The organism is Ectopseudomonas composti (assembly GCF_001567565.1).
GTDB lineage: Bacteria > Pseudomonadota > Gammaproteobacteria > Pseudomonadales > Pseudomonadaceae > Aquipseudomonas > Aquipseudomonas composti_A.
In genome coordinates this window covers 98,009-116,476 of the sequence record NZ_LSSW01000021.1, presented here as the reverse complement: position 1 = coordinate 116,476, position 18,468 = coordinate 98,009, and the positions used below count along the sequence as shown (strand labels likewise).

The following is an 18,468-nucleotide window of genomic DNA, read 5'->3' as shown; positions in this document are numbered from 1 at the left end:
CGGTCGTTAATGGGAAAGCCTGCGCCGCTTGCGCAGCGCAGAGCCGATTTTCCTTCTGATAGCGTCAGCATCCGCGTATAGCAGCGGCGGTCGCCGCATTGCTCGCGAGTAAAAAAAGAAGGAGCAGCCCCTTGAGCCAAGGCCCCGTATCCCGCAAGAAAGATTCATCCGCAGACGGTATTCCCGCCCCGAGCGGCGCCGTCAATCTCATTGACACCGACTATGTGGTTGGCCAGGACAACATCCGTGGCCGTTATCTGGTCAACCTCGATATCCACGGTGTGGTATTCCTGATATCGGCGGTGGCCGCACTCATCTTCGTCGCGCTGGCGCTGGCCATGCACGATCAGGTGGAGCCGCTGTTCAAGGCCGTGCGTGACTGGCTGACAGTGCACCTCTCCTGGTTCTTCATCGGTTCGGCCAACATCTTCGTGCTGTTGTGCCTGGGCCTGATCGTTTCGCCGCTGGGCAAGGTGCGTTTGGGCGGCACCCTGGCCCGTCCCGATTACTCCTACTTTTCCTGGTTCGCCATGCTGTTCGCCGCAGGCATGGGCATCGGTCTGATGTTCTACGGCGTTGCCGAGCCGATGTCGCACTACGGCACCGCCCTCGGCGGTACGGCCGTGGATGCCAATGGCGTGCGTACTGACTGGGCACCGCTTGGTGGGGCTGCTGGCAACTCCGCCGAAGCGGCGCGCCTGAGCATGGCCACCACCATCTTCCACTGGGGCCTGCACCCCTGGGCGATCTACGCCATCGTCGCTCTGGCACTGGCGCTGTTCTCGTTCAACAAGGGCCTGCCGCTGTCGTTCCGCTCGATCTTCTTCCCGCTGCTCGGTGAGCGCGTGTGGGGCTGGCCGGGCCACGTCATCGACATCCTGGCGGTGTTCGCCACCCTGTTCGGTCTGGTGACCTCTCTGGGCCTGGGCGCCGAGCAGGCTACCGCTGGCCTGCACGCGCTGTTCGGCCTGCCGGCCGACACCACCACCAAGGTGCTGCTGATCACCGTGATCACCCTGATCGCGCTGTGCTCGGTACTCACCGGCGTGGACAAGGGTGTGAAGATCCTCTCCGAAATCAACATGGGTTTGGCCTTCGCACTGCTGGCGTTCGTGCTGGTCGCCGGCCCTACCTTGCTGTTGCTGACCGGTGTGCTGGATAACCTGGGTGCTTATCTGCAGTACCTGCCGGCGCTATCCAATCCGGTGGGTCGTGAAGACGCCAACTTCAGCCAGGGCTGGACCGCCTTCTACTGGGCCTGGTGGATCAGCTGGTCGCCGTTCGTGGGCATGTTCATCGCGCGCGTCAGCCGTGGCCGCACCGTGCGTGAGTTCCTCACTGCCGTGCTGCTGGTGCCGTCGCTGGTGTCGGTGATCTGGATGAGCACCTTCGGTGGCACCGCGCTGCACCAGGCCATCGGTGGTCTGACCGAGCTGGGCCAGGCTGCACTGGAGCTGAAGATGTTCGTCATGCTCGATCAGCTGCCGATCAGCGCCATCAGCTCCTTCATCGCCATCGTGCTGGTGGTGCTGTTCTTCATCACCTCGTCAGACTCCGGTTCGCTGGTGATCGACACCATCACCGCTGGCGGCAAGATCAACTCGCCGGTTTCGCAGAAGGTGTTCTGGGTGATCATGGAAGGCGCCCTGGCCGTGGCCCTGCTGCTCGGCGGAGGCCTGGTGGCCCTGCAGGCCATGGCGGTTTCCACCGGCCTGCCGTTCACCATCGTGCTGCTGGTCGGCTGCGTGGCGATCGTCAAGGGGTTGATGAGCGAACCGCGCTAAGCGCACCGCTCCGCCCGGCTGCAGTGCGCAGCCGGGTTCAGCCAACAACGCCTCTATCGCAAGATAGGGGCGTTTTCGTTTAGGGGTAGACCGAGGCGAGACCCTTCTCCGCGGCCGCAGTCGCTGCGCTGATGGAGGGACTGTGCTGCGTTCAGCGCTTGTCAGGTTGGCAGGTGGGGACGCTGATCCAGGGTGCGCTCACAGGCAGGCGCACGCGCGGATCGGGAGGCTCGTCACTCGGCCGCTGAAATCGGTGGGGCTGCGGCGCTGCGTCCCTCGACGAATGCCGCCATCGCTGTGCATCGGATCGAGGTTTGCGTCTGCGGGATCGGGGCGAGTGTGCGGCAGAGGTCAACGCTGACCGTTCGCTGGAAATGAAAACGCCCCGGCTGAGCGGGGCGTTTTCAGGACTGGCTGGGCATCAGCACTCGATGATATTCACCGCCAGGCCGCCACGAGCGGTTTCCTTGTACTTGGTCAGCATGTCGGCACCGGTCTCGCGCATGGTCTTGATCACCTTGTCCAGGCTCACGTAGTGCGCACCGTCGCCGTACAGCGCCATGCGTGCGGCGTTGATCGCCTTCACCGAGGCGATGGCGTTGCGCTCAATGCAGGGGATCTGCACCAGGCCGCCGACCGGGTCGCAGGTCAGGCCCAGGTGGTGTTCCATGCCGATCTCGGCGGCGTTCTCGACCTGCTCCGGGGTGCCGCCCAGTACCGCACACAGCGCGCCGGCAGCCATCGAACAGGCCACGCCCACTTCGCCCTGGCAGCCCACTTCAGCGCCGCTGATCGAGGCGTTTTCCTTGTACAGGATGCCGATGGCGCCGGCGGTCAGCAGGAAGTCGATGATGCCGCGCTCGTTGGCGCCGGAAATGGCATTGGCGTAGTAGTGCAGCACCGCCGGGACGATGCCGGCGGCGCCGTTGGTCGGTGCGGTGACCACGCGGCCACCAGCGGCGTTTTCTTCGTTCACCGCCAGCGCCCAGAGATTGACCCAGTCGAGCATGCGCAGCGGGTCTTCGATGTAGCTGCGTTGGAAACCGCCCAGCTTGCGCGCCAGGATGGCGGCGCGGCGGCGTACCTTGAAGCCGCCAGCGAGGATGCCCTCGGTGCGGCAGCCACGATCCACACAGGCCTGCATCACCTTCCAGATGTTCAGCAGACCGGTGTCGGTCTCTTCGTCCGTGCGCCAGTGGCGCTCGTTACGGCGCATCACTTCGGCGATGCCGATGCCGTGCTCGCGGGTCAGCTTGAGCAGATCGGCGCCGCTGCGGAAGGGCAGCGGCAGCGAGGTGGCGTCCGGGGCGATGATCTTCTGCTTGCTGCCATCGGCCAGCACCGCCTCGCTGACCACGAAGCCGCCGCCGACCGAGTAGTAGGTGGCCTCGTGCAGCTGGATGCCGGCGGCATCGAAGGCGGCGAAGCGCAGGCCGTTGGCATGCAGGGGCAGCGCCTTGCGGAACATCTTCAGGTCGGCTTTCTCATCGAAGGCCACGGCATGCTTGCCGGCCAGGACGATGCGCTTGTCGCGACGGATGGCCTCGATGTACTCGGGCACCTGATCGACGTTGACGGTATCCGGCTCATGGCCGCTAAGGCCGAGCAATACTGCCTTGTCACTGCCATGGCCCTTGCCGGTGGCGCCCAGCGAGCCGTACAGCTCGGCGACCACACGGGTCACCTTGGGCATGTGCTCGTGGTTTTCCAGGGCGTGGGTGAACAGCGCGGCGGCGCGCATCGGGCCGACGGTGTGAGAGCTGGACGGGCCGATACCCACTTTGAACAGGTCAAAAACGCTGATAGCCATGGCGGAGATCTTCTTGTCGATTGAATGAACACGCGCCCGGTTACGCGCGTGCGGTTGTTCTATCTAAGAACGGCCATATCATTATGTATACTGATTTATTTTTAACGTATTCGTTAGCGTCACTTAACTATTGAGATCGCGCCATGGACATCACCCGCCTGCGAACCCTGCGCGAACTGGCCCGCTGCCGCACCATGGCGGCCGCTGCCGAGTCGCTGCACCTGACGCCCTCGGCGGTGTCGCAGCAGGTCGCGCAGCTCGAGCGCGAAGTCGACGTGGCGTTGATCGAGCGGCGTGGGCGCGGCGTGGTGCTGACGCCGGCCGGTGAGCGCCTGGTGGCGCATGCCGAGCGCATCCTTGTGGTGCTCGACGAAGCGCGTTCCGAGCTGGCGCTGCTGCGCGGGGAGATCGCCGGTGAACTGCGCGTGGCAGCCTTCCCTTCGATCGCCGTGGCGGTGATCGCGGAAACCGTGCGTGCGCTACGCGGTGCTTACCCTCGGTTGAATGTGGTGGTGCTGGATCTGGAGCCGCAGGAAAGCCTCAGCGCTCTGGGCTCCTGGCAGATCGACGTGGCGGTGATCGACGACCTGGCCGTGACCCCGGACGAGAACCGCGAGCATTACGCGCTGATTCCCCTCACCCAGGACTTGCTGCACGTGCTGCTGCCCATCGACCATGCCCTGGCCAGGCGCGACAGCCTGACCGTCGCCGACCTGCGCGACGAAGCCTGGGCGCTGGATTCCAGCGGCAGCTCCTTCGGTGAGTTCATCGCCAACCTTTGCCGCCGTTCGGGCTTTGCCCCGCGCATCAACGCCCACTGCGCCGGCTTCGAGATGGTCGCGGCCATGGTCGCCTCGGGCAACTCCATTTCCATCGTCTCCGGCCTGCGCCTGGTGCGCCCGCTGCCCGGCGTCATCGCCGTGCCTCTGCTGCCGGATATCCAGCGCGGCGTGTTCCTCGCCTACCGCAAGGGCGAGCGCGATCATCCGGCTGTGAATGTGTTTCTCGACGAGGCGGTGTACACGGCGGACAGAGTGCTGGGTTAGCCCCGTACGGCCGGGTAGGAGCGGCTTCAGCCGCGATGCTCTTGGCTTTTCGACGGGCCCCACGCTCTACGTGCGCCCCATCATCCGTCTATCCGGTTTTTACTCACTGGGCGCGAAAGGCTCTTGAACCGCTTCAGCCTCCAGCTTCGCCCTGTCAGCTTTGCTGATGTATTTAGGCTTGTTGTTTTTTGGGGCGAGCTTGGCATTGGCCTTCTTGGCGTGGGCTTCGAGCAGTTGCTTGATCTTTTTGCGGCGATTCATGGTCGTGTGTCTGCGTTGCCCTGAATTGATGGTGCCCATACCTGGCGTGGGTATCTGCGCTTATAACGCATCGCACCGTGACTGGTGCGAGCCGAATTAGCGCAGAGCGTTCCGGATGCTTTTACACATGGGGCCTGGGGGCGATCAAGGCACCTTTTGCAGTGCAGGGCGGCAGCATTGGAGCTGCGCTGCCAGCGCGGGCAGACGCTAGAGCATTTGCTCTGACGTGTCCATGCGATGAGATCGGCCTGTGCGCCGGCAGCGGCCGGCATGCGCGAATAAAAAGCGTCGCCTCGGGGCGATCAGCTCCAGACCGCCCCCACCGGCGTATGCGCCGGGTAGTGCGCCGCCACCTGCGCCTGCAGCAGCTCTCCACAGGCCAGTGCATCGGTCAGCGCATGGTGCGCGGAATACAGCGGCAAGCCGTAGCGCAGGCGGCTGTCGGCCAGGCGGATGGAGATGCGCTCGCGACCACGCAGGCGGTCCCACCAGTTGACGCTACGTTTGGGGTGCACCCGGGCTTCCAGCTCCATGGTGTCGATGATCGGGAAGAGCAGCCCTTCGCCCAGGTGCTGGCGCAGGGCCTGGTCGAGGAAGTTGCGCTCGATCTTGCGGTAGTGCGCCACTACTACCTTGCCGGCCAAGGCTTCGAGCAATTCATCCAGTACATGAGCCAGGCGCGGGGCATGGCGGACATCGGAGTGGGTGATGTGGTGGAAGGTCACCGACTCGGCGCTCAGCTCGCTGGTGGGCTTGACCACCCAGTAACGCGACTCGGCGCAGCGGATGCGCTGCAGATCCAGCGGCACCAGGCCGAGGCTGACGATGGCGTGCTCGCGCGGGTCGAGGCCGGTGGTTTCCACGTCCAGTGCTACCAGCGGCACCTCGGCCAGGGGCGTGTCGGCGGCGATGCAACCGGCGCCGTAGTAGGCGCGCAGGCGTTCGTCATTGCTGCTGGCCGCGAGCTCGGCGAAGCGTTGCGGCCAGTCCAGGGTCTGACAATCACTCATTGCGGACGCGCCAGAGGCTGGGCCGGGTAGCGGAAGCGCAGGAATTTCTGCGCGTTGCTCACTACCTGGAAGGCTTCCTTGAGGTGGTGGCGTTCGCTGGAGCTGAATTTTTCCGGTTCGACATAGTTATCGGGTGGGTTGCCGGCTTCCACCTCACGTGCCTGGTGGCGGATGCGCACCAGGCTGAGGAACTCGAAGGCGTAGCGCAGATGATCGAGGGCTTCCTGCGGCAGCAGTTTGGTGGCGGCGATGGCGTCGAGGCGCTCCAGCGAGTTCTGCGCCTTGGAACCGCAGGCCAGGGCATGCACGCGGATCAGGTCGGTCAGCGGCGCCGTGCCACGGCCCTTGAGGTTGATGATGTTCTTCTGCCGGCCATCGGTTTCCATCACGAAGGTGCGGAAGAAGCCCAGCGGCGGCGTGCGGTTGAGCGCATTGCGCGCCAGCGCGGCGAGGAAGGCCGGCGTGGCGCTGGCCTTTTCTGCCAGCATTTCCTTGAGGTTCTCCACCAGCGCGGTCTTGCCGTACACGCCATCGAGGTCGAAGAAGATGCTGCTGTTGAGCAGGGTTTCCGGGTTGGGTCGTTCGATCCACTCGCTGAAGTATTGCCGCCAGACCTTCAGTGGCTGGCGCCACTTCGAGTTGCTGGCCATGATCCCGCCCTTGCAGTAGGCGTAGCCGCAGGCAGACAGGCCGTTGCTGACGAACTGCGCCATTTCCGCGAAGTAGGGGTCATGCAGTTCCGGGTCGAAGCTGTCGTCGAGTACCAGGGCATTGTCCTGATCGGTGAGTAGCAGTTGCTCATCGCGGGCCATCGAGCCGGCGATCATGAAGCAGTAAGGCACTGGCGGCGGGCCGAGCTTCTCTTCGGCGAGGATCAGCAGGCGACGGGTGAAGGCACGGCCGATGCTGCTCATGGCGCGGCCGACCATGTGTGCGCTGGCATCGTCGGCGACCATGCGCACGAAGGTGGCGTGCAGGTCAGGCAAAAGGTTCTTGAGGCCCTCGACGGAGTCCTTGTTGAAGATGCTGTTGACCAGATAGAGGCTGCTGCGCGACTCGTAGCGAATGACGTCGGCCAGCGAGATCATGCCCACCGGGCGACGCCGCTGCAGCACGGGCAGGTGGTGGATGTTGTTGCGCAGCATGCACAGCATGGCCTCGAACACCGACTCGTCGGCCTGCACGGTGACCGGCCCTGGGGTCATCACCTGGCTCACCGGGGTGTCGCCTGGCAGCCCTTCGGCCAGCACGCGCACGCGCAGGTCGCGGTCGGTGAGGATCCCGGCCATCACCTGATTCTGCTGATCGGCCACCTGCACCTGCGCCGGGTTGGGCCAGCGCCTGCTGGGGTTGACGATGATCACCGAGGACACGCTCTGCTCGCTCATCACCTTCGCCACCTGCTGTACGGACATGTCCAGCGGCACGCTGACCGGCGAGCGGCCGATCAGCTTGCGTACCTTGATCTTCATCAGCTCGCTGGCTTTGCCGTGACTGTCCTCGAGGGCCGATTTGAGTCGCGATTGGCCTTCGGCCTCGACGAAGTCGGCGAAGCTGTCGAACTGGTCGCAGAGCTGCTGAAACAGTGGGCCGGGGATGAAATAGATCAGGCTGTCTTCCAGTGCCCTGGCACCCAGGCGCACCTTGTTGCCCCGCAGCAGACCGGCCTGGCCGAAGATATCGCCCTCGGTCAGGCGATTGTGCAATTCGCCCCCGCGGCGATGGGTTTCCACCGCGCCGCTGCGCACGTAATGCAGCTCATGGATCGGCGCGCCGGCAGCGAGAATCTCGCTGCCGGCCTTGAAATAACCAACCTGTACTTGACGAGCGATCTCGTCGAGCGTTTGCTCCGGCAGGTTATCGAAAGGGGCGAAGCGATTAAGGTGATCGCGGATCTCGATCAGCTCGATCTGCATGGTGGACCTCGCTGGCAGGCTGGCATTAGAGGATACGAGCATAACGATAGGATGTCCTCCCGGGGTGTCGCTATGAGGACAATGGCTGTCACAACAGACTCAACAAGGAGGGTGTATGCCGCATTCGTGGTTCTGGTGGTGCCTGGCGGCGTTGCTGTTGCTGGGTGGCGCCACGGTCTTTTATTACAACCGCCTGGTGTTCAATCGGCACCGTGTGGCCGAGGCGTGGAGCGGCATCGATGTGCAGCTCAAGCGCCGTTCCAGCCTGATTCCGGCGCTGGTGGAGTGCGTGCGGCAGTACATGAGTTACGAGCAGAGCGCGCTGGAGGCGCTGGTGCAGGAGCGCGCGCGGGCGATGCAACTGGTTGACTCGCCAATGGGGCAGCGGGCACCGGTCGAGGCGCAGCTGGGTAGCCAGTTGCGCCAGCTGTTCGCCCTGGTCGAGGCCTATCCCGAGCTCAAGGCCGACGAGCAATTTCGCGAGTTGCAGGGCAACATCAGCGAGGTCGAGAACCATATCCAGATGGCGCGGCGTTACTACAACGGGGCGGTGCGCGAGCTCAACGTGCTGGTCGAGTCGGTGCCGAGCAATCTGGTGGCGCGTCTGTTTTCCTTTACCCCCGCCGATTACTTCACGCTGGATGATCCGCGTGATGGCCAATCGCCGAAGATGGAGTTCTGAACATGCAGGGATGGTTGCGTGGCCTGTTGCTGATTGTCTGCCTGTTGCCCGGCCTGGTGTCGGCGCAGGAGGCCATCGAGGATTTTGCCGTGAGCCTGCAGGTCGAGGCGGACGGCAATCTGCTGGTGACCGAACGCATCACCGTGCACGCCGAGGGACGGGATATCCGGCGCGGCATTTATCGCGATCTACCGGTCGGCTATGCGCTGCCACTGGGGCTTGAGCAGAGCAGCCCGATCAGCCTGCTGGGCGTGACCCGCGATGGCCGTCCCGAAGCGGTGCGCCGTGAGCGCAACGGCGCCTGGATACGCTTTTATCTCGGCTCGCCGAATGTGCTGCTGGAGCCGGGACGGCATAGTTACGAGCTGCGCTATCGGGTCGGGCGAGCCCTGTTGCACCACGCCGACACGGACGAGCTGTACTGGAACGTCACGGGCAACGGCTGGGTTTTTCCCATCCGCCAGGCGTCGGTCGAGGTGCATTTGCCGACGGGTGCGCGGATCGGTCAGTGGGCCGCTTATACCGGGGGCCAGGGGGCTCAGGGCAAGGATTTCCAGATAGTCGAGCAGCGAGACGCCTTCCTGCGCCTGGTCACCACCAAAGCGCTGCCGGCCCATAACGGTCTGACCGTGGCCGTGGACTGGCAAGCCGGGCTGGTGCCACGGCCGGGACTGCTGCAGAGCGCCACGCGGGTGCTGCTGGACAATCTGGGGCTGGGCCTGGGCGCGCTGTTGCTGATCGGCCTGTTGCTGTTCTACCTCAAGGCCTGGAACCGTGTTGGCCGCGACCCGCAGAAGGGCGTGATCATTCCGCTGTTCGAGGCGCCGCAGGGCATGAGTGCGGTGCAGGCCGGTTACCTCTGGCATCGCGGGTTGCGCGGCGCGTTCGGCGAGGCACGGGCTTTCAGTGTATGGCTGACCGACATGGCCATCGGCAAGCACCTGCATATCGAGGACAAAGCGCACGGCGGTGGTTTCAGCCTGGCCCGTGACCAGGGCGCAGATGGTGAGATGAGCGAGCTCGACCGTGACCTGCGCAAGCATCTGTTCCCGGCCAACAAGGCCGGCATCGCGCTGACCATCGGCAGCGAGTACGAGCCGCGCCTGGCGGATGCGGTGGCCGGGCTGAGCAGCCACTTGAGGGAACAGGGCAAGGCCTGGTTCGCCAACAACCGTGGCGTCTGGGTGTGGGGCTTGCTGTGGGCCGCACTGGCCTGTGTGGCTACCGTGCTCCTGAGTGGTCAGGGCGGCGAGGATTGGGCCGCAGGTCTGGCCGGACTGGTGTTCAGCCTGGGCTTTGGCGTGCCGACCTTGATCGTATTCAGCATGGCCCGCCATCAGCCGAGCTTCGGCAAGCAGATGGGCTTGTACCTGGTGGCGCTGATGTTCGGCTGGCCAGTACCGGTGGGGCTGCTGATGATCGCAGCGGCGGTGTCCGTGCCGGCACTGTTGCTGGTTGTCGCTTATACGGTGCTGGTGGTGGTGTTCTATTACCTGTTGCCGGCACCGACCCTGAAAGGCCGGCGCCTGCTCGATGCCCTGGAAGGCTATCGCGATTATCTGCAGTTGGCCGAGCGTGACGCCCTGGCCCTGGCCGGCGACGCCCCGGCGATGAGCATCGCCCTGTACGAGCGCCACCTGCCGTTCGCCATGGCCCTTGGCGTGGAAGACAAATGGAGCGCACGCTTCAGTGAGGCCTTGGCCAGCGGTCTGATCGACCCTGCGCAGCGCGACTACCAACCCGACTGGTACCACAGCCGTAGCAGCTACAGCTCGCCACAGGCGCTGAGTGGTGCACTGGCTGCGGGGCTTGCCAGCGCCACGGCACTGGCCTCGTCGCCGCCATCGAGCAGCTCCTCGGGCGGTGGTGGTTCGTCCGGTGGCGGCTCCTCTGGTGGAGGCGGTGGCGGCGGCGGTGGAGGGGGCTGGTAGGCGGGCGTTCAGAACTCGTTCTGCAGGGCCTTGTAGCCGCGTACCAGGTCGATATTGGTGCGCGCCACGTCTTCCGAGAATTCGCTGGCCGATACGCTTACGCGCGGCAGGCTGGCGAGGTCGGTCTGCGGCCCGATGCGCTGGGTCGAAGTGACGTGGAAGCCCGGAGGCAGGTCGCAGCCGTCGACCACGGCGTTGTGCCGTACCACGCAGCCGTCGCCGACGGCGCAATTGAACAACACGCTGTTAAAGCCGATGAACACGCGATCGCCCACCGAGCACGGGCCATGGATGATCGAGCGATGGGCGATGGAGGTGTGCTCGCCGATGGTTACCGCTGCGCCGGACTTGGAGTGGATCACCACGCCGTCCTGGATGTTGGAGTTGGCACCGATGACGATGGGCTGCATGTCGCCGCTGGCGTCCACTTCATCGGCGCGAATCACTGCGTAGGGACCGACGAAGACGTTGTCGTGAATGATCACCTTGCCGCAGATGATCGCGGTCTTGTCGACGTAGGCCGATTCGGCGATCAGCGGCAGATGGCCGGAGGGGTTCTTGCGGATCATGCAGGCTCCTTGAGCGTTGGGTGGCAGGCGCCGGCCTTGCTGCCGGCGCCAGCGGCGCGGGCTGATCATGGCTGGTTCCAGTTCCAGCGACTGGTGGCCACGGCGTCGTGGGCATGCAGGCTTTCGCCATGTACCACCTTGATGCGAAACGCCTGTGCCTGCGGCAGCTGACGCAAGGCGCGGTGCAGGCGTCGTGCGGCGTCCTCGCAGAACATCAGGTTCTGCCCGTTGGCCAGAGCGAAGGCCTGCTCGTCGGCCCGTTTGACGGCTGTCTGTACGGCGGTGCCCAGCGCCAGTTCGGCCGTATCCACCAGCTCCAGCAGCGGCAACTGCACCGTGTCGGCATCTAGGCGTATCTGCAGGATGGCGCTGCTGCGCTGGCTATGCGGCGTCGCCACGATGCCTTGGGTCGAGCCCAGCCAGTCATGCAGTTGTCGGCGGTCCACCTGATCTTCGGCAAAGTCCTCGGCAAAGCGCTGCTGGATCAGCTGGCGCGCGAGTGCGGCAGAGCAGGGGCAGGTGGACGAGTAGGTGACTTCGACCTGTAGCTCGAGGCTCAGGCCGCGGCCGTCCTGGCGGGCGTGGATCTCGAAGGGGTAGGGTTTCCAGCCATGCAGCGGGCTGACCAGTGCGGGGCGTTGCAGCACGACGTCGCCATACAGGCTCAGGCTGGCGCTGTCGGAGAGCTGCTGGTGGCTGCCGAGGCATTCGTCGAGCACCTGCTGCAGGGCGGCAACGTCCAGCTTCTGGTGTGCCAGCCGCTGCGCCGCCAGGTACAGGCGCGACATGTGAATGCCTCGGGCACCGGGGTCATCGAGGCTGACGCCGATATCGAGACGGGCACCTACGGGGCTGTCGAGCAGACGAACGGGCAGGGCGATACCGGCCATTCCCACCCAGTCCAGGCTGAGTTCATGGTGGGTGGGCTGAGCGGCGATATCGGGCAGGGTCATTTCGTTCATTGCGTATCCGTAGGTTGCTGGTGATAATAAATGTTATGTTATAACAATTAAAGTTATTCAGACGAAGCCATGACCGATACAGCCCTGAGCCAAGCCGAGCTGCTCACCCAGCCAGCCGATGACTATATGAACGACGCTCAGCAGCGCTTCTTCCGTGAGCTGCTGCTGACCCAGCGTGCCGAATTGCAGGCACGCATCGACGACGAATTCACCCAACTGCGTGAGCCCGACACCAGCAGCGACGTGGCCGACATAGGCGCCGCCGAGGAGCAGCGGCAGTGGCAGCTGCGCCTGCTGGAGCGGGAAAAGAAGCTGCTGGACAAGATCGACCAGGCGCTCGAACGCCTGGCGCGTGGCGAATACGGCTGGTGCGCCGAGACCGGCGAAGCCATCGGCCTCAAGCGCCTGCTGCTGCGCCCGACCGCGACCCTGTGCATCGAAGCCAAGGAGCGTCAGGAGCAGCGTGAAAAACACCAGCGTGACCGTGACTGAAAACGAGGAACACTCCATGAACCCGCGTCTACCCGTTACCGTGCTGTCCGGCTTTCTCGGCGCCGGCAAGAGCACCCTGCTCAACCATGTGCTGAAGAACCGCGACGGCCTCAGGGTCGCGGTGATCGTCAACGATATGAGCGAAATCAACATCGACGGCAGCGAAGTGCAGCGTGACGTCAGCCTCAACCGCGCCGAAGAGAAGCTGGTGGAGATGAGCAACGGCTGCATCTGCTGCACCCTGCGCGAAGACCTGCTCGAAGAAGTCGCGCGCCTGGCCAGCGATGGCCGCTTCGACTACCTGCTTATCGAGTCCACCGGCATCAGCGAGCCGCTGCCGGTGGCTGAAACCTTTACCTTCCGCGACGAGCAGGGCCGCAGCCTGTCCGATCTGGCGCGGCTCGACACCATGGTCACGGTGGTCGACGGGGTGAACTTCCTGCGCGACTTTCATGAGGCCGACAGCCTGGCCAGCCGTGGCGAAACACTCGGCGAGGAGGACGAGCGTTCGATCACCGACCTGCTGATCGAGCAGGTGGAGTTCGCCGACGTCATTCTGATCAGCAAGATCGACCTGATCAGCCAGGCCGAGCGCGAGGAGCTGATGGCGATTCTGCGTGGCCTCAATACCCACGCCGATATTCAGGCCATGAGCATGGGCCGCATCGCCCTGGACAAGATCCTCGATACCGGTCGCTTCGACTTCGACCGAGCCTCGCAGGCGCCGGGCTGGCTCAAGGAGCTGCGCGGCGAGCACGTGCCGGAGACCGAGGAATACGGCATCGCCTCCAGCGCTTACCGGGCGCGCCGGCCGTTCCATCCGCAGCGCTTCTTCGACTTCCTCTCGCAGGAGTGGCGCAACGGTCGCCTGCTGCGCTCCAAGGGCTTCTTCTGGCTGGCCAGCAAGTACCAGGAGGCCGGCAGTTGGTCGCAAGCTGGCGGCCTGATGCGCCATGGCCTGGCGGGGCGCTGGTGGCGCTTCGTGCCCAAGCAGCACTGGCCGCAGGACGAGGAAGGTCTGCAGGCGATCATGCAGCACTGGAGCGCCGAGGTCGGCGATTGCCGCCAGGAGCTGGTGTTCATCGGCCAGAACATCGATTTCGCGCGCCTGGTGCGTGAGCTCGACGACTGCCTGCTGAGCGACGAGGAAATGGCTGGTGGCCCGGAGGCCTGGCGCCTGCTGGCGGACCCGTTCGGCGCCTGGCAGCAGGAGGCCGCCTGATGTTCGCCCTGCAGTTGCCAAACCTGGCCCGGCAGGTGCTGGGCGAGGACATTCAGGTGCTCGGTGAGGTGCTGCACGACGGCGTCAATCTGGCCGTCTGGCAGCGCCGCCTGCCGGCGCAGATCGCCGATTTCGCCGCCGCGCTGCTGGCGCAAGGTGAGCCGCTGGCGCAGTCCATCACTCTGGAGCTGCCGCGCGCGGACAGTGAGCCGAACCTCGATGGCCTGGTGGCGCAGTACGCCGATCTGCCGGGGCAGGCGGCCTTTCTCGCCGACGTGGCCTGGTTGGTGCGCGCCTATGCTTGCCTGCTCGATGCCCAACGCATCGGTTTACGTCTGCGTGCGCTGGACAAGGCCATGTGCCCGCGCTTTCACGTCGATCACGTGCCGCTGCGGCTGATCACCAGCTACGCCGGTGTCGGCAGTGACTGGCTGAAGGAGGGGGGCATGCCGCGCAGCAGGCTCGGTCAGCCGGGCGCAGAGCCGCAGGATGAGGCGTCGATCCAGCGTCTGGGCACTGGCCATGTGGCATTGGCCAAAGGGGAAAAATGGCAGGGCAACGAAGGGCGCGGTCTGATCCATCGCTCGCCGCAGCCGCCGGCCGGCGAGCGGCGTTTGCTGCTGACCCTGGATTGGCTGGCCTGAGGCCGCGTTCAGCCTGCTGCATGGTAAAAAAATAGGCCGGAGCAGCTGCGCCGGCCTTAAGCACCAAGAGATCATGTCGAGGAGTGACTCGACATGAGGGTCATGTGAGGTACCCGCAGTCATTAGGCGCTTGTTTGGTGACGCTTTGATGTCAGGGTTTTATCCAGGTGCCCTGGTACTGAGTGCTGCAGGCCGGCTCCAGGTACAACGCGTCGCTGGCCACGCCGTAGTAGTGGATGTCCTGCAGATACAGGTTGCTGCCGGCCCGTGCGTTCTGGCAGACGCCGTAGGCGCCCTTCGGGCATTGCTCGACGAACTCCACCTCGACCGTCTGTCCCTGCAGTTGCGGCTGGCAGAAGCCGTCGCGGAACAGCGTGGCGGGAATGTTGCGATTCTCCTGGCAGACCTTCACGTCCAGGCGTTCGGCCTGGCTATGCACGATGCAGGCTTCGGCCAAGGCCATGCCGGGTAGCAGAGAGAACAGCAACAACCATGCACGCATCTTGTCGGCTCCAGAAAAAACTGCCGGCGAATCTAGCACGCCGTCGCGGCGTAGTCTGTGCTGGCACTCGCCGCGCAAACCACCGACCATGGACGCATGCTCAGTCAAATTCCCACTCACCTCATCGCTGGCCCGTTGGGCGCCGGCAAGACCAGCCTGATTCGCCACCTGCTGGCGCAGAAACCGGCGCACGAGCGCTGGGCGGTGCTGATCAATGAATTCGGCCAGATAGGCCTGGACGCTGCCTTGCTCGAGCAGGGCGAGGACGGCATCGCTCTGGCCGAAGTGGCTGGCGGCTGCCTGTGCTGCGTCAATGGCGCGCCGTTTCAGGTCGGCCTTGGGCGCCTGCTGCGCAAGGCCAGGCCCGACCGCCTGCTGATCGAGCCGTCCGGTCTGGGGCATCCGGCGCAGCTGCTGGCGCAACTGCGCCAGCCACCCTGGCGTGGCGTGTTGGCCGTGCAACCGGCGCTGCTGGTGCTCGATGCCGCTGCGCTGGCGGCAGGGCAGCCGTTGCCGGATGTGCAGCGCCAGGCGTTGGATGAGGCCGGGCTGTTGCTGTTGAACAAGGCCGAATCCCTGGACGCTGCGAGCCGGGCGCGGATTGCCGCGAACCTGCCTCCGGTGCCGCTGCACTGGACCGAGCAGGGCCGGCTCGATCTGGCGCTGCTGCCGGGGCTGGCGGCGCAGGCTTCGCCCATCGAGATGATGACGCCCGAGTTACCCGCGACCGCACCGGGCCTGGCGCAGATCTGGCGCAACGTCGCCGAGCCGATCTGTCAGGTACAGGAACAGCCCGAAGGCTGGAGCATTGGCTGGCGCTGGCACCCGAGCCAGCGCTTCGATCTTGAGCAGGTCAGCCAGTGGTTGCAGGGCCTGGATTGGCGCCGAGCCAAGGCCGTCTTGCAGGGCGTCGAGGGCTGGCGTGCGCTGAACGCCCTGCAGGGGCCAGCGCTACCGGCCTGGGGGCCGAGCGAGTGGCGCAAGGACTCGCGGCTGGAGCTGATCTTCGATCAGGCGCAGGACGCCGCCGGCCTGAGCGCCGCCTTCGCAATCTGCCGAATCCCCGCTGCCGGCTGATAAACTCGCCGCGCGCTCCTCGCTGTGGATAACCCCCATGCAATTGCTGCCCTGGTCTCACGACACCTCTGCCGGCTTCACCCTGCGCGGTTGGCATACGCCACCATCGGGCAAGCCGCTGCTGCACTTTCTGCATGGCAACGGTTATTGCGGGCGCGTCTACACGCCGCTGCTAGCGCTGTTGGCCGAGGACTTCGACCTCTGGCTGTGCGATGTGCAGGGTCACGGCGACAGTGATCACGGTGGTCGCTTCCATGGCTGGAACCGCAGCGCCGAGCTGGCGGTGGAGGCCTTCGAGACCTTGCGTGGGCCGTTCGGCGACGTGCCGCGCTACGCCCTCGGCCACAGCTTTGGCGGCGTACTCAGCAGCCTGATCCTGGCGCGCCATCCCCAGCTGTTCCGCCGCGCCGTGCTGCTCGACCCGGTGCTGTTCGGCCCGGCGATGATCGGGGTGATGGCGTTGTCCGACGTGGTTGGCCTGGCGCAGCGCACCGGCCTGGCCAAGAGGGCCCAGAAGCGCCGCCGACAGTGGCCGGATCGCGCCAGTGCACATGCCGCGCTGCATGGCCGCGGTATGTTCCGGGGCTGGGACGAGGCGGCGTTCGACGCCTATATCGAGCATGCGCTGAAGGACGTCGAGGAGGGTGTCGAACTCAAGTGCCGGCCCAGCCGTGAGGCGGATATCTTCGGCTCCTACCCGCGGCGCCTGTGGCCGTCGCTGGCCAGGGTGACGACGCCGACCGAGGTGATTCACGGCTCGCACACCTACCCCTTCGTCGCCAGGTCGGTAGCGCGCTGGTGCGCGAGTAACGCGCACGTACGCAGTCAGGTGGTGCCGGGTGGGCACTGCTTCATGCAGGAGCAGCCGGCCGACAGCGCCGAGCGCGTGGCCGATTTCCTGCTGCAGCGGGGCTGAGTGGGGCGGACTTTACTGCGCCTTGCGCCGCCAGTCTTCGAGGTGGATGACGTTACCCGGGTGCTGCACCGCAACCGGCTCGGGTTGCGGCTCCAGCACCGGGTGAGGCTCCAGTTCGATGCGGCCGAGGTGCGGGCCGAACATGCTGATGTGTCCGCGCAGGCGCTGTTCACCCGTGACAGTGAATTCGAAGTCATACAGCCGAGCCAGGCGTCGATGCCCCTTGCCATCGCGCTGGATGGCCAGGCGGTGCAACGCCACGGCGCCGTCGAGTAGCTCCACGTCGAGCTTGGCGCAGTGCTGTTTGGCCAGTTGCAGGGCGCGCTCGCGAATGCCATGACCGCGCCATAGCCAGGCGCATGCAGTGGCGAACAGCATCAGCAGGAAGACATCGAACAGGTTGATCATGGTGACTCCGACTCCGGGAGGCAGAGCTTAGCCTATCTACCTCGCAGTTCTCAGCATAGCCACTTGCCCGTGCGTCGGCTCTGCACTAGCGTTCGCCCACTCAACTCTGAAAAGGATGTCAGCATCATGCATTGCCCTGCCTGCCGCACCAGCCGCCTGCAACCGGCAAAACTCGAAGATGGCCTGCTCGGCCATGGCTGCCCGCAATGCGCAGGCACGCTGGTCAGCCTGTTGCACTACCGCGACTGGGCCGAACGCCAGCCGGCGCAGGAAACGCCAGCAGCCCTGGCGGCTGAAGCCGAAGCCGGCGAAACCAGCCATGCCCTGAGCTGCCCCAAGTGCGCCAAGCTGATGAGCAAGTTCCAGATCAGCGGTACCCGCGCCAATCGCCTGGACCTGTGCGGCACCTGCGACGAAGCCTGGCTGGACAGCGGCGAATGGCAACTGCTCAAGGCCCTGGAGCTGAGCCAGCGCATGCCGGCGATCTTCACCGACGCCTGGCAGCGCCAGGTGCGTCAGGAGGCCAGCGAACAGGCACGGCGCGAGCGCTTCAGTCGCATCGCCGGTGACGAGGCCATCGCCCGCGCCGACGAGATCCGCGCCTGGCTCAAGGATCATCCGCAGCGGCGCGAGCTGCTGTTCTACATCGGTCACGACTGAAGGGCATGCCGGGCGCCACTTTCGTGCCTAGGGCCGGTGCTTCTCCTCGCTCAGCGCCTGATAGCGCTGTTGCAGTTCTTTGCGAATCTGCCGGCGCTGCTTGGCCTGGCGCTGGCGGCGCAGGCCTTCCTGGGTGGTTGGCTGGAGTTCCGGCACCGGCACCGAGCGGCCCTGATGATCGACCGCGACCATGGTGAAGAAGCAGCTGTTGGTGTGGCGTACCGAGCGCTCGCGGATGTTCTCGGTGATCACCTTGATGCCGATTTCCATGGAGGTGCGCCCGGTGTGGTTGACCGAGGCGAGGAAGGTGACCAGTTCGCCGACATACACCGGCTCGAGGAACATCACTTGGTCCACCGACAGGGTTACCGTGTAGCAGCCGGCATAGCGACTGGCGCAGGCGTAGGCCACTTCATCGAGGTACTTGAGCAGCGTGCCGCCGTGAACATTGCCGGAGAAATTGGCCATGTCCGGTGTCATCAGTACGGTCATCGTCAGTTGCGCTGTTCCGGCTTCCATCGTTGCTCCGATTACGTGTGGGGCTTATGAGAGTAAGGCCTGCCGGCCAGGTGCATG

At 65.0% G+C, this 18,468-nt stretch carries 19 protein-coding genes; 10 read left to right on the top strand and 9 right to left on the bottom strand.

Annotated elements, in window-relative coordinates:
• Positions 1 to 131 precede the first annotated feature (131 nt).
• Positions 132 to 1,784 carry a BCCT family transporter gene (locus tag PCLY_RS07865; protein WP_061238739.1) on the top strand — a complete coding sequence of 551 codons (1,653 nt, stop codon included), beginning with the start codon at positions 132 to 134 and terminating at the stop codon, positions 1,782 to 1,784.
• Between the two features lie 421 nt (positions 1,785 to 2,205).
• Here the strand turns inward: PCLY_RS07865 and PCLY_RS07860 are convergent, their stop codons facing one another.
• Positions 2,206 to 3,594 carry an L-serine ammonia-lyase gene (locus PCLY_RS07860; RefSeq protein WP_061238738.1) on the bottom strand — a complete coding sequence of 463 codons (1,389 nt, stop codon included), beginning with the start codon at positions 3,592 to 3,594 and terminating at the stop codon, positions 2,206 to 2,208.
• A gap of 143 nt (positions 3,595 to 3,737) precedes the next feature.
• On the opposite strand from PCLY_RS07860, the gene PCLY_RS07855 reads away from it, so the two are divergent.
• Entirely contained in the window at positions 3,738 to 4,640 is a 903-nt protein-coding gene (locus PCLY_RS07855) for a LysR family transcriptional regulator (RefSeq protein ID WP_061238737.1), read from the top strand.
• Between the two features lie 99 nt (positions 4,641 to 4,739).
• Here the strand turns inward: PCLY_RS07855 and PCLY_RS24425 are convergent, their stop codons facing one another.
• From PCLY_RS24425 to PCLY_RS07845, 3 genes are all read right to left on the bottom strand, one after another.
• The gene (locus PCLY_RS24425) at positions 4,740 to 4,901 is read right to left on the bottom strand and encodes a DUF2986 domain-containing protein (protein WP_082768036.1); all 162 of its coding nucleotides are present in this window, start codon (positions 4,899 to 4,901) and stop codon (positions 4,740 to 4,742) included.
• A gap of 302 nt (positions 4,902 to 5,203) precedes the next feature.
• Positions 5,204 to 5,911 (bottom strand): 3'-5' exonuclease, encoded by a 708-nt coding sequence (locus PCLY_RS07850; RefSeq protein ID WP_061238736.1) that lies wholly within the window; start codon positions 5,909 to 5,911, stop codon positions 5,204 to 5,206.
• Positions 5,908 to 7,827: a DUF294 nucleotidyltransferase-like domain-containing protein gene (locus PCLY_RS07845; RefSeq protein ID WP_061238735.1), complete on the bottom strand. Its 1,920-nt coding sequence runs from the start codon at positions 7,825 to 7,827 to the stop codon at positions 5,908 to 5,910. Before PCLY_RS07845 ends, PCLY_RS07850 begins: the two co-directional genes overlap by 4 nt.
• A 115-nt stretch (positions 7,828 to 7,942) precedes the next feature.
• Between PCLY_RS07845 and PCLY_RS07840 the strand changes: the two genes are divergently transcribed.
• Positions 7,943 to 8,509 (top strand): LemA family protein, encoded by a 567-nt coding sequence (locus tag PCLY_RS07840; protein WP_061238734.1) that lies wholly within the window; start codon positions 7,943 to 7,945, stop codon positions 8,507 to 8,509.
• 2 nt (positions 8,510 to 8,511) lie between these two features.
• The gene (locus PCLY_RS07835; protein WP_061238733.1) at positions 8,512 to 10,440 is read left to right on the top strand and encodes a DUF2207 domain-containing protein; all 1,929 of its coding nucleotides are present in this window, start codon (positions 8,512 to 8,514) and stop codon (positions 10,438 to 10,440) included.
• 8 nt (positions 10,441 to 10,448) lie between these two features.
• Here PCLY_RS07835 and PCLY_RS07830 read toward each other — a convergent pair whose 3' ends face one another.
• Positions 10,449 to 11,009 (bottom strand): gamma carbonic anhydrase family protein, encoded by a 561-nt coding sequence (locus PCLY_RS07830; RefSeq protein WP_061238991.1) that lies wholly within the window; start codon positions 11,007 to 11,009, stop codon positions 10,449 to 10,451.
• A 65-nt stretch (positions 11,010 to 11,074) separates the two neighbouring features.
• Entirely contained in the window at positions 11,075 to 11,971 is an 897-nt protein-coding gene (gene folE2, locus PCLY_RS07825) for a GTP cyclohydrolase FolE2 (protein WP_061238732.1), read from the bottom strand.
• Positions 11,972 to 12,040: 69 nt separating this feature from the next.
• On the opposite strand from folE2, the gene dksA reads away from it, so the two are divergent.
• Genes dksA through PCLY_RS07810 form a run of 3 tightly spaced genes read left to right on the top strand, consistent with a single transcriptional unit; the run spans position 12,041 to position 14,329 of the window.
• Complete coding sequence (gene dksA / locus PCLY_RS07820; protein WP_394326848.1) at positions 12,041 to 12,463, top strand: RNA polymerase-binding protein DksA; 423 nt, start codon at positions 12,041 to 12,043, stop codon at positions 12,461 to 12,463.
• Positions 12,464 to 12,479: 16 nt separating this feature from the next.
• Positions 12,480 to 13,685, top strand: a complete 1,206-nt coding sequence (zigA, locus tag PCLY_RS07815) for a zinc metallochaperone GTPase ZigA (RefSeq protein WP_061238731.1) — start codon at positions 12,480 to 12,482, stop codon at positions 13,683 to 13,685.
• Positions 13,685 to 14,329 (top strand): DUF1826 domain-containing protein, encoded by a 645-nt coding sequence (locus PCLY_RS07810; RefSeq protein ID WP_061238730.1) that lies wholly within the window; start codon positions 13,685 to 13,687, stop codon positions 14,327 to 14,329. The genes zigA and PCLY_RS07810 overlap by 1 nt, the downstream gene beginning before the upstream one ends.
• Before the next feature lie 151 nt (positions 14,330 to 14,480).
• Here the strand turns inward: PCLY_RS07810 and PCLY_RS07805 are convergent, their stop codons facing one another.
• Positions 14,481 to 14,831: a hypothetical protein gene (locus PCLY_RS07805; RefSeq protein ID WP_061238729.1), complete on the bottom strand. Its 351-nt coding sequence runs from the start codon at positions 14,829 to 14,831 to the stop codon at positions 14,481 to 14,483.
• Positions 14,832 to 14,927: 96 nt separating this feature from the next.
• Between PCLY_RS07805 and PCLY_RS07800 the strand changes: the two genes are divergently transcribed.
• Both PCLY_RS07800 and PCLY_RS07795 read left to right on the top strand, forming a co-directional pair.
• Entirely contained in the window at positions 14,928 to 15,908 is a 981-nt protein-coding gene (locus tag PCLY_RS07800) for a CobW family GTP-binding protein (RefSeq protein WP_061238989.1), read from the top strand.
• Between the two features lie 37 nt (positions 15,909 to 15,945).
• Positions 15,946 to 16,824, top strand: a complete 879-nt coding sequence (locus PCLY_RS07795; protein ID WP_061238728.1) for an alpha/beta fold hydrolase — start codon at positions 15,946 to 15,948, stop codon at positions 16,822 to 16,824.
• A gap of 12 nt (positions 16,825 to 16,836) precedes the next feature.
• Here the strand turns inward: PCLY_RS07795 and PCLY_RS07790 are convergent, their stop codons facing one another.
• Positions 16,837 to 17,232 (bottom strand): DUF3301 domain-containing protein, encoded by a 396-nt coding sequence (locus PCLY_RS07790; RefSeq protein WP_061238727.1) that lies wholly within the window; start codon positions 17,230 to 17,232, stop codon positions 16,837 to 16,839.
• 126 nt (positions 17,233 to 17,358) lie between these two features.
• Between PCLY_RS07790 and PCLY_RS07785 the strand changes: the two genes are divergently transcribed.
• The gene (locus PCLY_RS07785; RefSeq protein ID WP_061238726.1) at positions 17,359 to 17,892 is read left to right on the top strand and encodes a TFIIB-type zinc ribbon-containing protein; all 534 of its coding nucleotides are present in this window, start codon (positions 17,359 to 17,361) and stop codon (positions 17,890 to 17,892) included.
• 27 nt (positions 17,893 to 17,919) lie between these two features.
• On the opposite strand, the gene PCLY_RS07780 is transcribed toward PCLY_RS07785, so the two are convergent.
• Positions 17,920 to 18,411 (bottom strand): acyl-CoA thioesterase, encoded by a 492-nt coding sequence (locus tag PCLY_RS07780; RefSeq protein WP_061238725.1) that lies wholly within the window; start codon positions 18,409 to 18,411, stop codon positions 17,920 to 17,922.
• Positions 18,412 to 18,468 lie beyond the last annotated feature (57 nt).

Excerpts from the sequence above, each read along its gene's own strand:
- PCLY_RS07860 (WP_061238738.1), bottom strand. The coding sequence starts at position 3,594 with ATGGCTATCAGCGTTTTTGACCTGTTCAAAGTGGGTATCGGCCCGTCC.
- PCLY_RS07855 (WP_061238737.1), top strand. The coding sequence starts at position 3,738 with ATGGACATCACCCGCCTGCGAACCCTGCGCGAACTGGCCCGCTGCCGC.
- PCLY_RS24425 (WP_082768036.1), bottom strand. The coding sequence starts at position 4,901 with ATGAATCGCCGCAAAAAGATCAAGCAACTGCTCGAAGCCCACGCCAAG.
- PCLY_RS07850 (WP_061238736.1), bottom strand. The coding sequence starts at position 5,911 with ATGAGTGATTGTCAGACCCTGGACTGGCCGCAACGCTTCGCCGAGCTC.
- PCLY_RS07845 (WP_061238735.1), bottom strand. The coding sequence starts at position 7,827 with ATGCAGATCGAGCTGATCGAGATCCGCGATCACCTTAATCGCTTCGCC.
- PCLY_RS07840 (WP_061238734.1), top strand. The coding sequence starts at position 7,943 with ATGCCGCATTCGTGGTTCTGGTGGTGCCTGGCGGCGTTGCTGTTGCTG.
- PCLY_RS07835 (WP_061238733.1), top strand. The coding sequence starts at position 8,512 with ATGCAGGGATGGTTGCGTGGCCTGTTGCTGATTGTCTGCCTGTTGCCC.
- PCLY_RS07830 (WP_061238991.1), bottom strand. The coding sequence starts at position 11,009 with ATGATCCGCAAGAACCCCTCCGGCCATCTGCCGCTGATCGCCGAATCG.
- folE2 (WP_061238732.1), bottom strand. The coding sequence starts at position 11,971 with ATGAACGAAATGACCCTGCCCGATATCGCCGCTCAGCCCACCCACCAT.
- dksA (WP_394326848.1), top strand. The coding sequence starts at position 12,041 with ATGACCGATACAGCCCTGAGCCAAGCCGAGCTGCTCACCCAGCCAGCC.
- zigA (WP_061238731.1), top strand. The coding sequence starts at position 12,480 with ATGAACCCGCGTCTACCCGTTACCGTGCTGTCCGGCTTTCTCGGCGCC.
- PCLY_RS07810 (WP_061238730.1), top strand. The coding sequence starts at position 13,685 with ATGTTCGCCCTGCAGTTGCCAAACCTGGCCCGGCAGGTGCTGGGCGAG.
- PCLY_RS07805 (WP_061238729.1), bottom strand. The coding sequence starts at position 14,831 with ATGCGTGCATGGTTGTTGCTGTTCTCTCTGCTACCCGGCATGGCCTTG.
- PCLY_RS07800 (WP_061238989.1), top strand. The coding sequence starts at position 14,928 with ATGCTCAGTCAAATTCCCACTCACCTCATCGCTGGCCCGTTGGGCGCC.
- PCLY_RS07795 (WP_061238728.1), top strand. The coding sequence starts at position 15,946 with ATGCAATTGCTGCCCTGGTCTCACGACACCTCTGCCGGCTTCACCCTG.
- PCLY_RS07790 (WP_061238727.1), bottom strand. The coding sequence starts at position 17,232 with ATGATCAACCTGTTCGATGTCTTCCTGCTGATGCTGTTCGCCACTGCA.
- PCLY_RS07785 (WP_061238726.1), top strand. The coding sequence starts at position 17,359 with ATGCATTGCCCTGCCTGCCGCACCAGCCGCCTGCAACCGGCAAAACTC.
- PCLY_RS07780 (WP_061238725.1), bottom strand. The coding sequence starts at position 18,411 with ATGGAAGCCGGAACAGCGCAACTGACGATGACCGTACTGATGACACCG.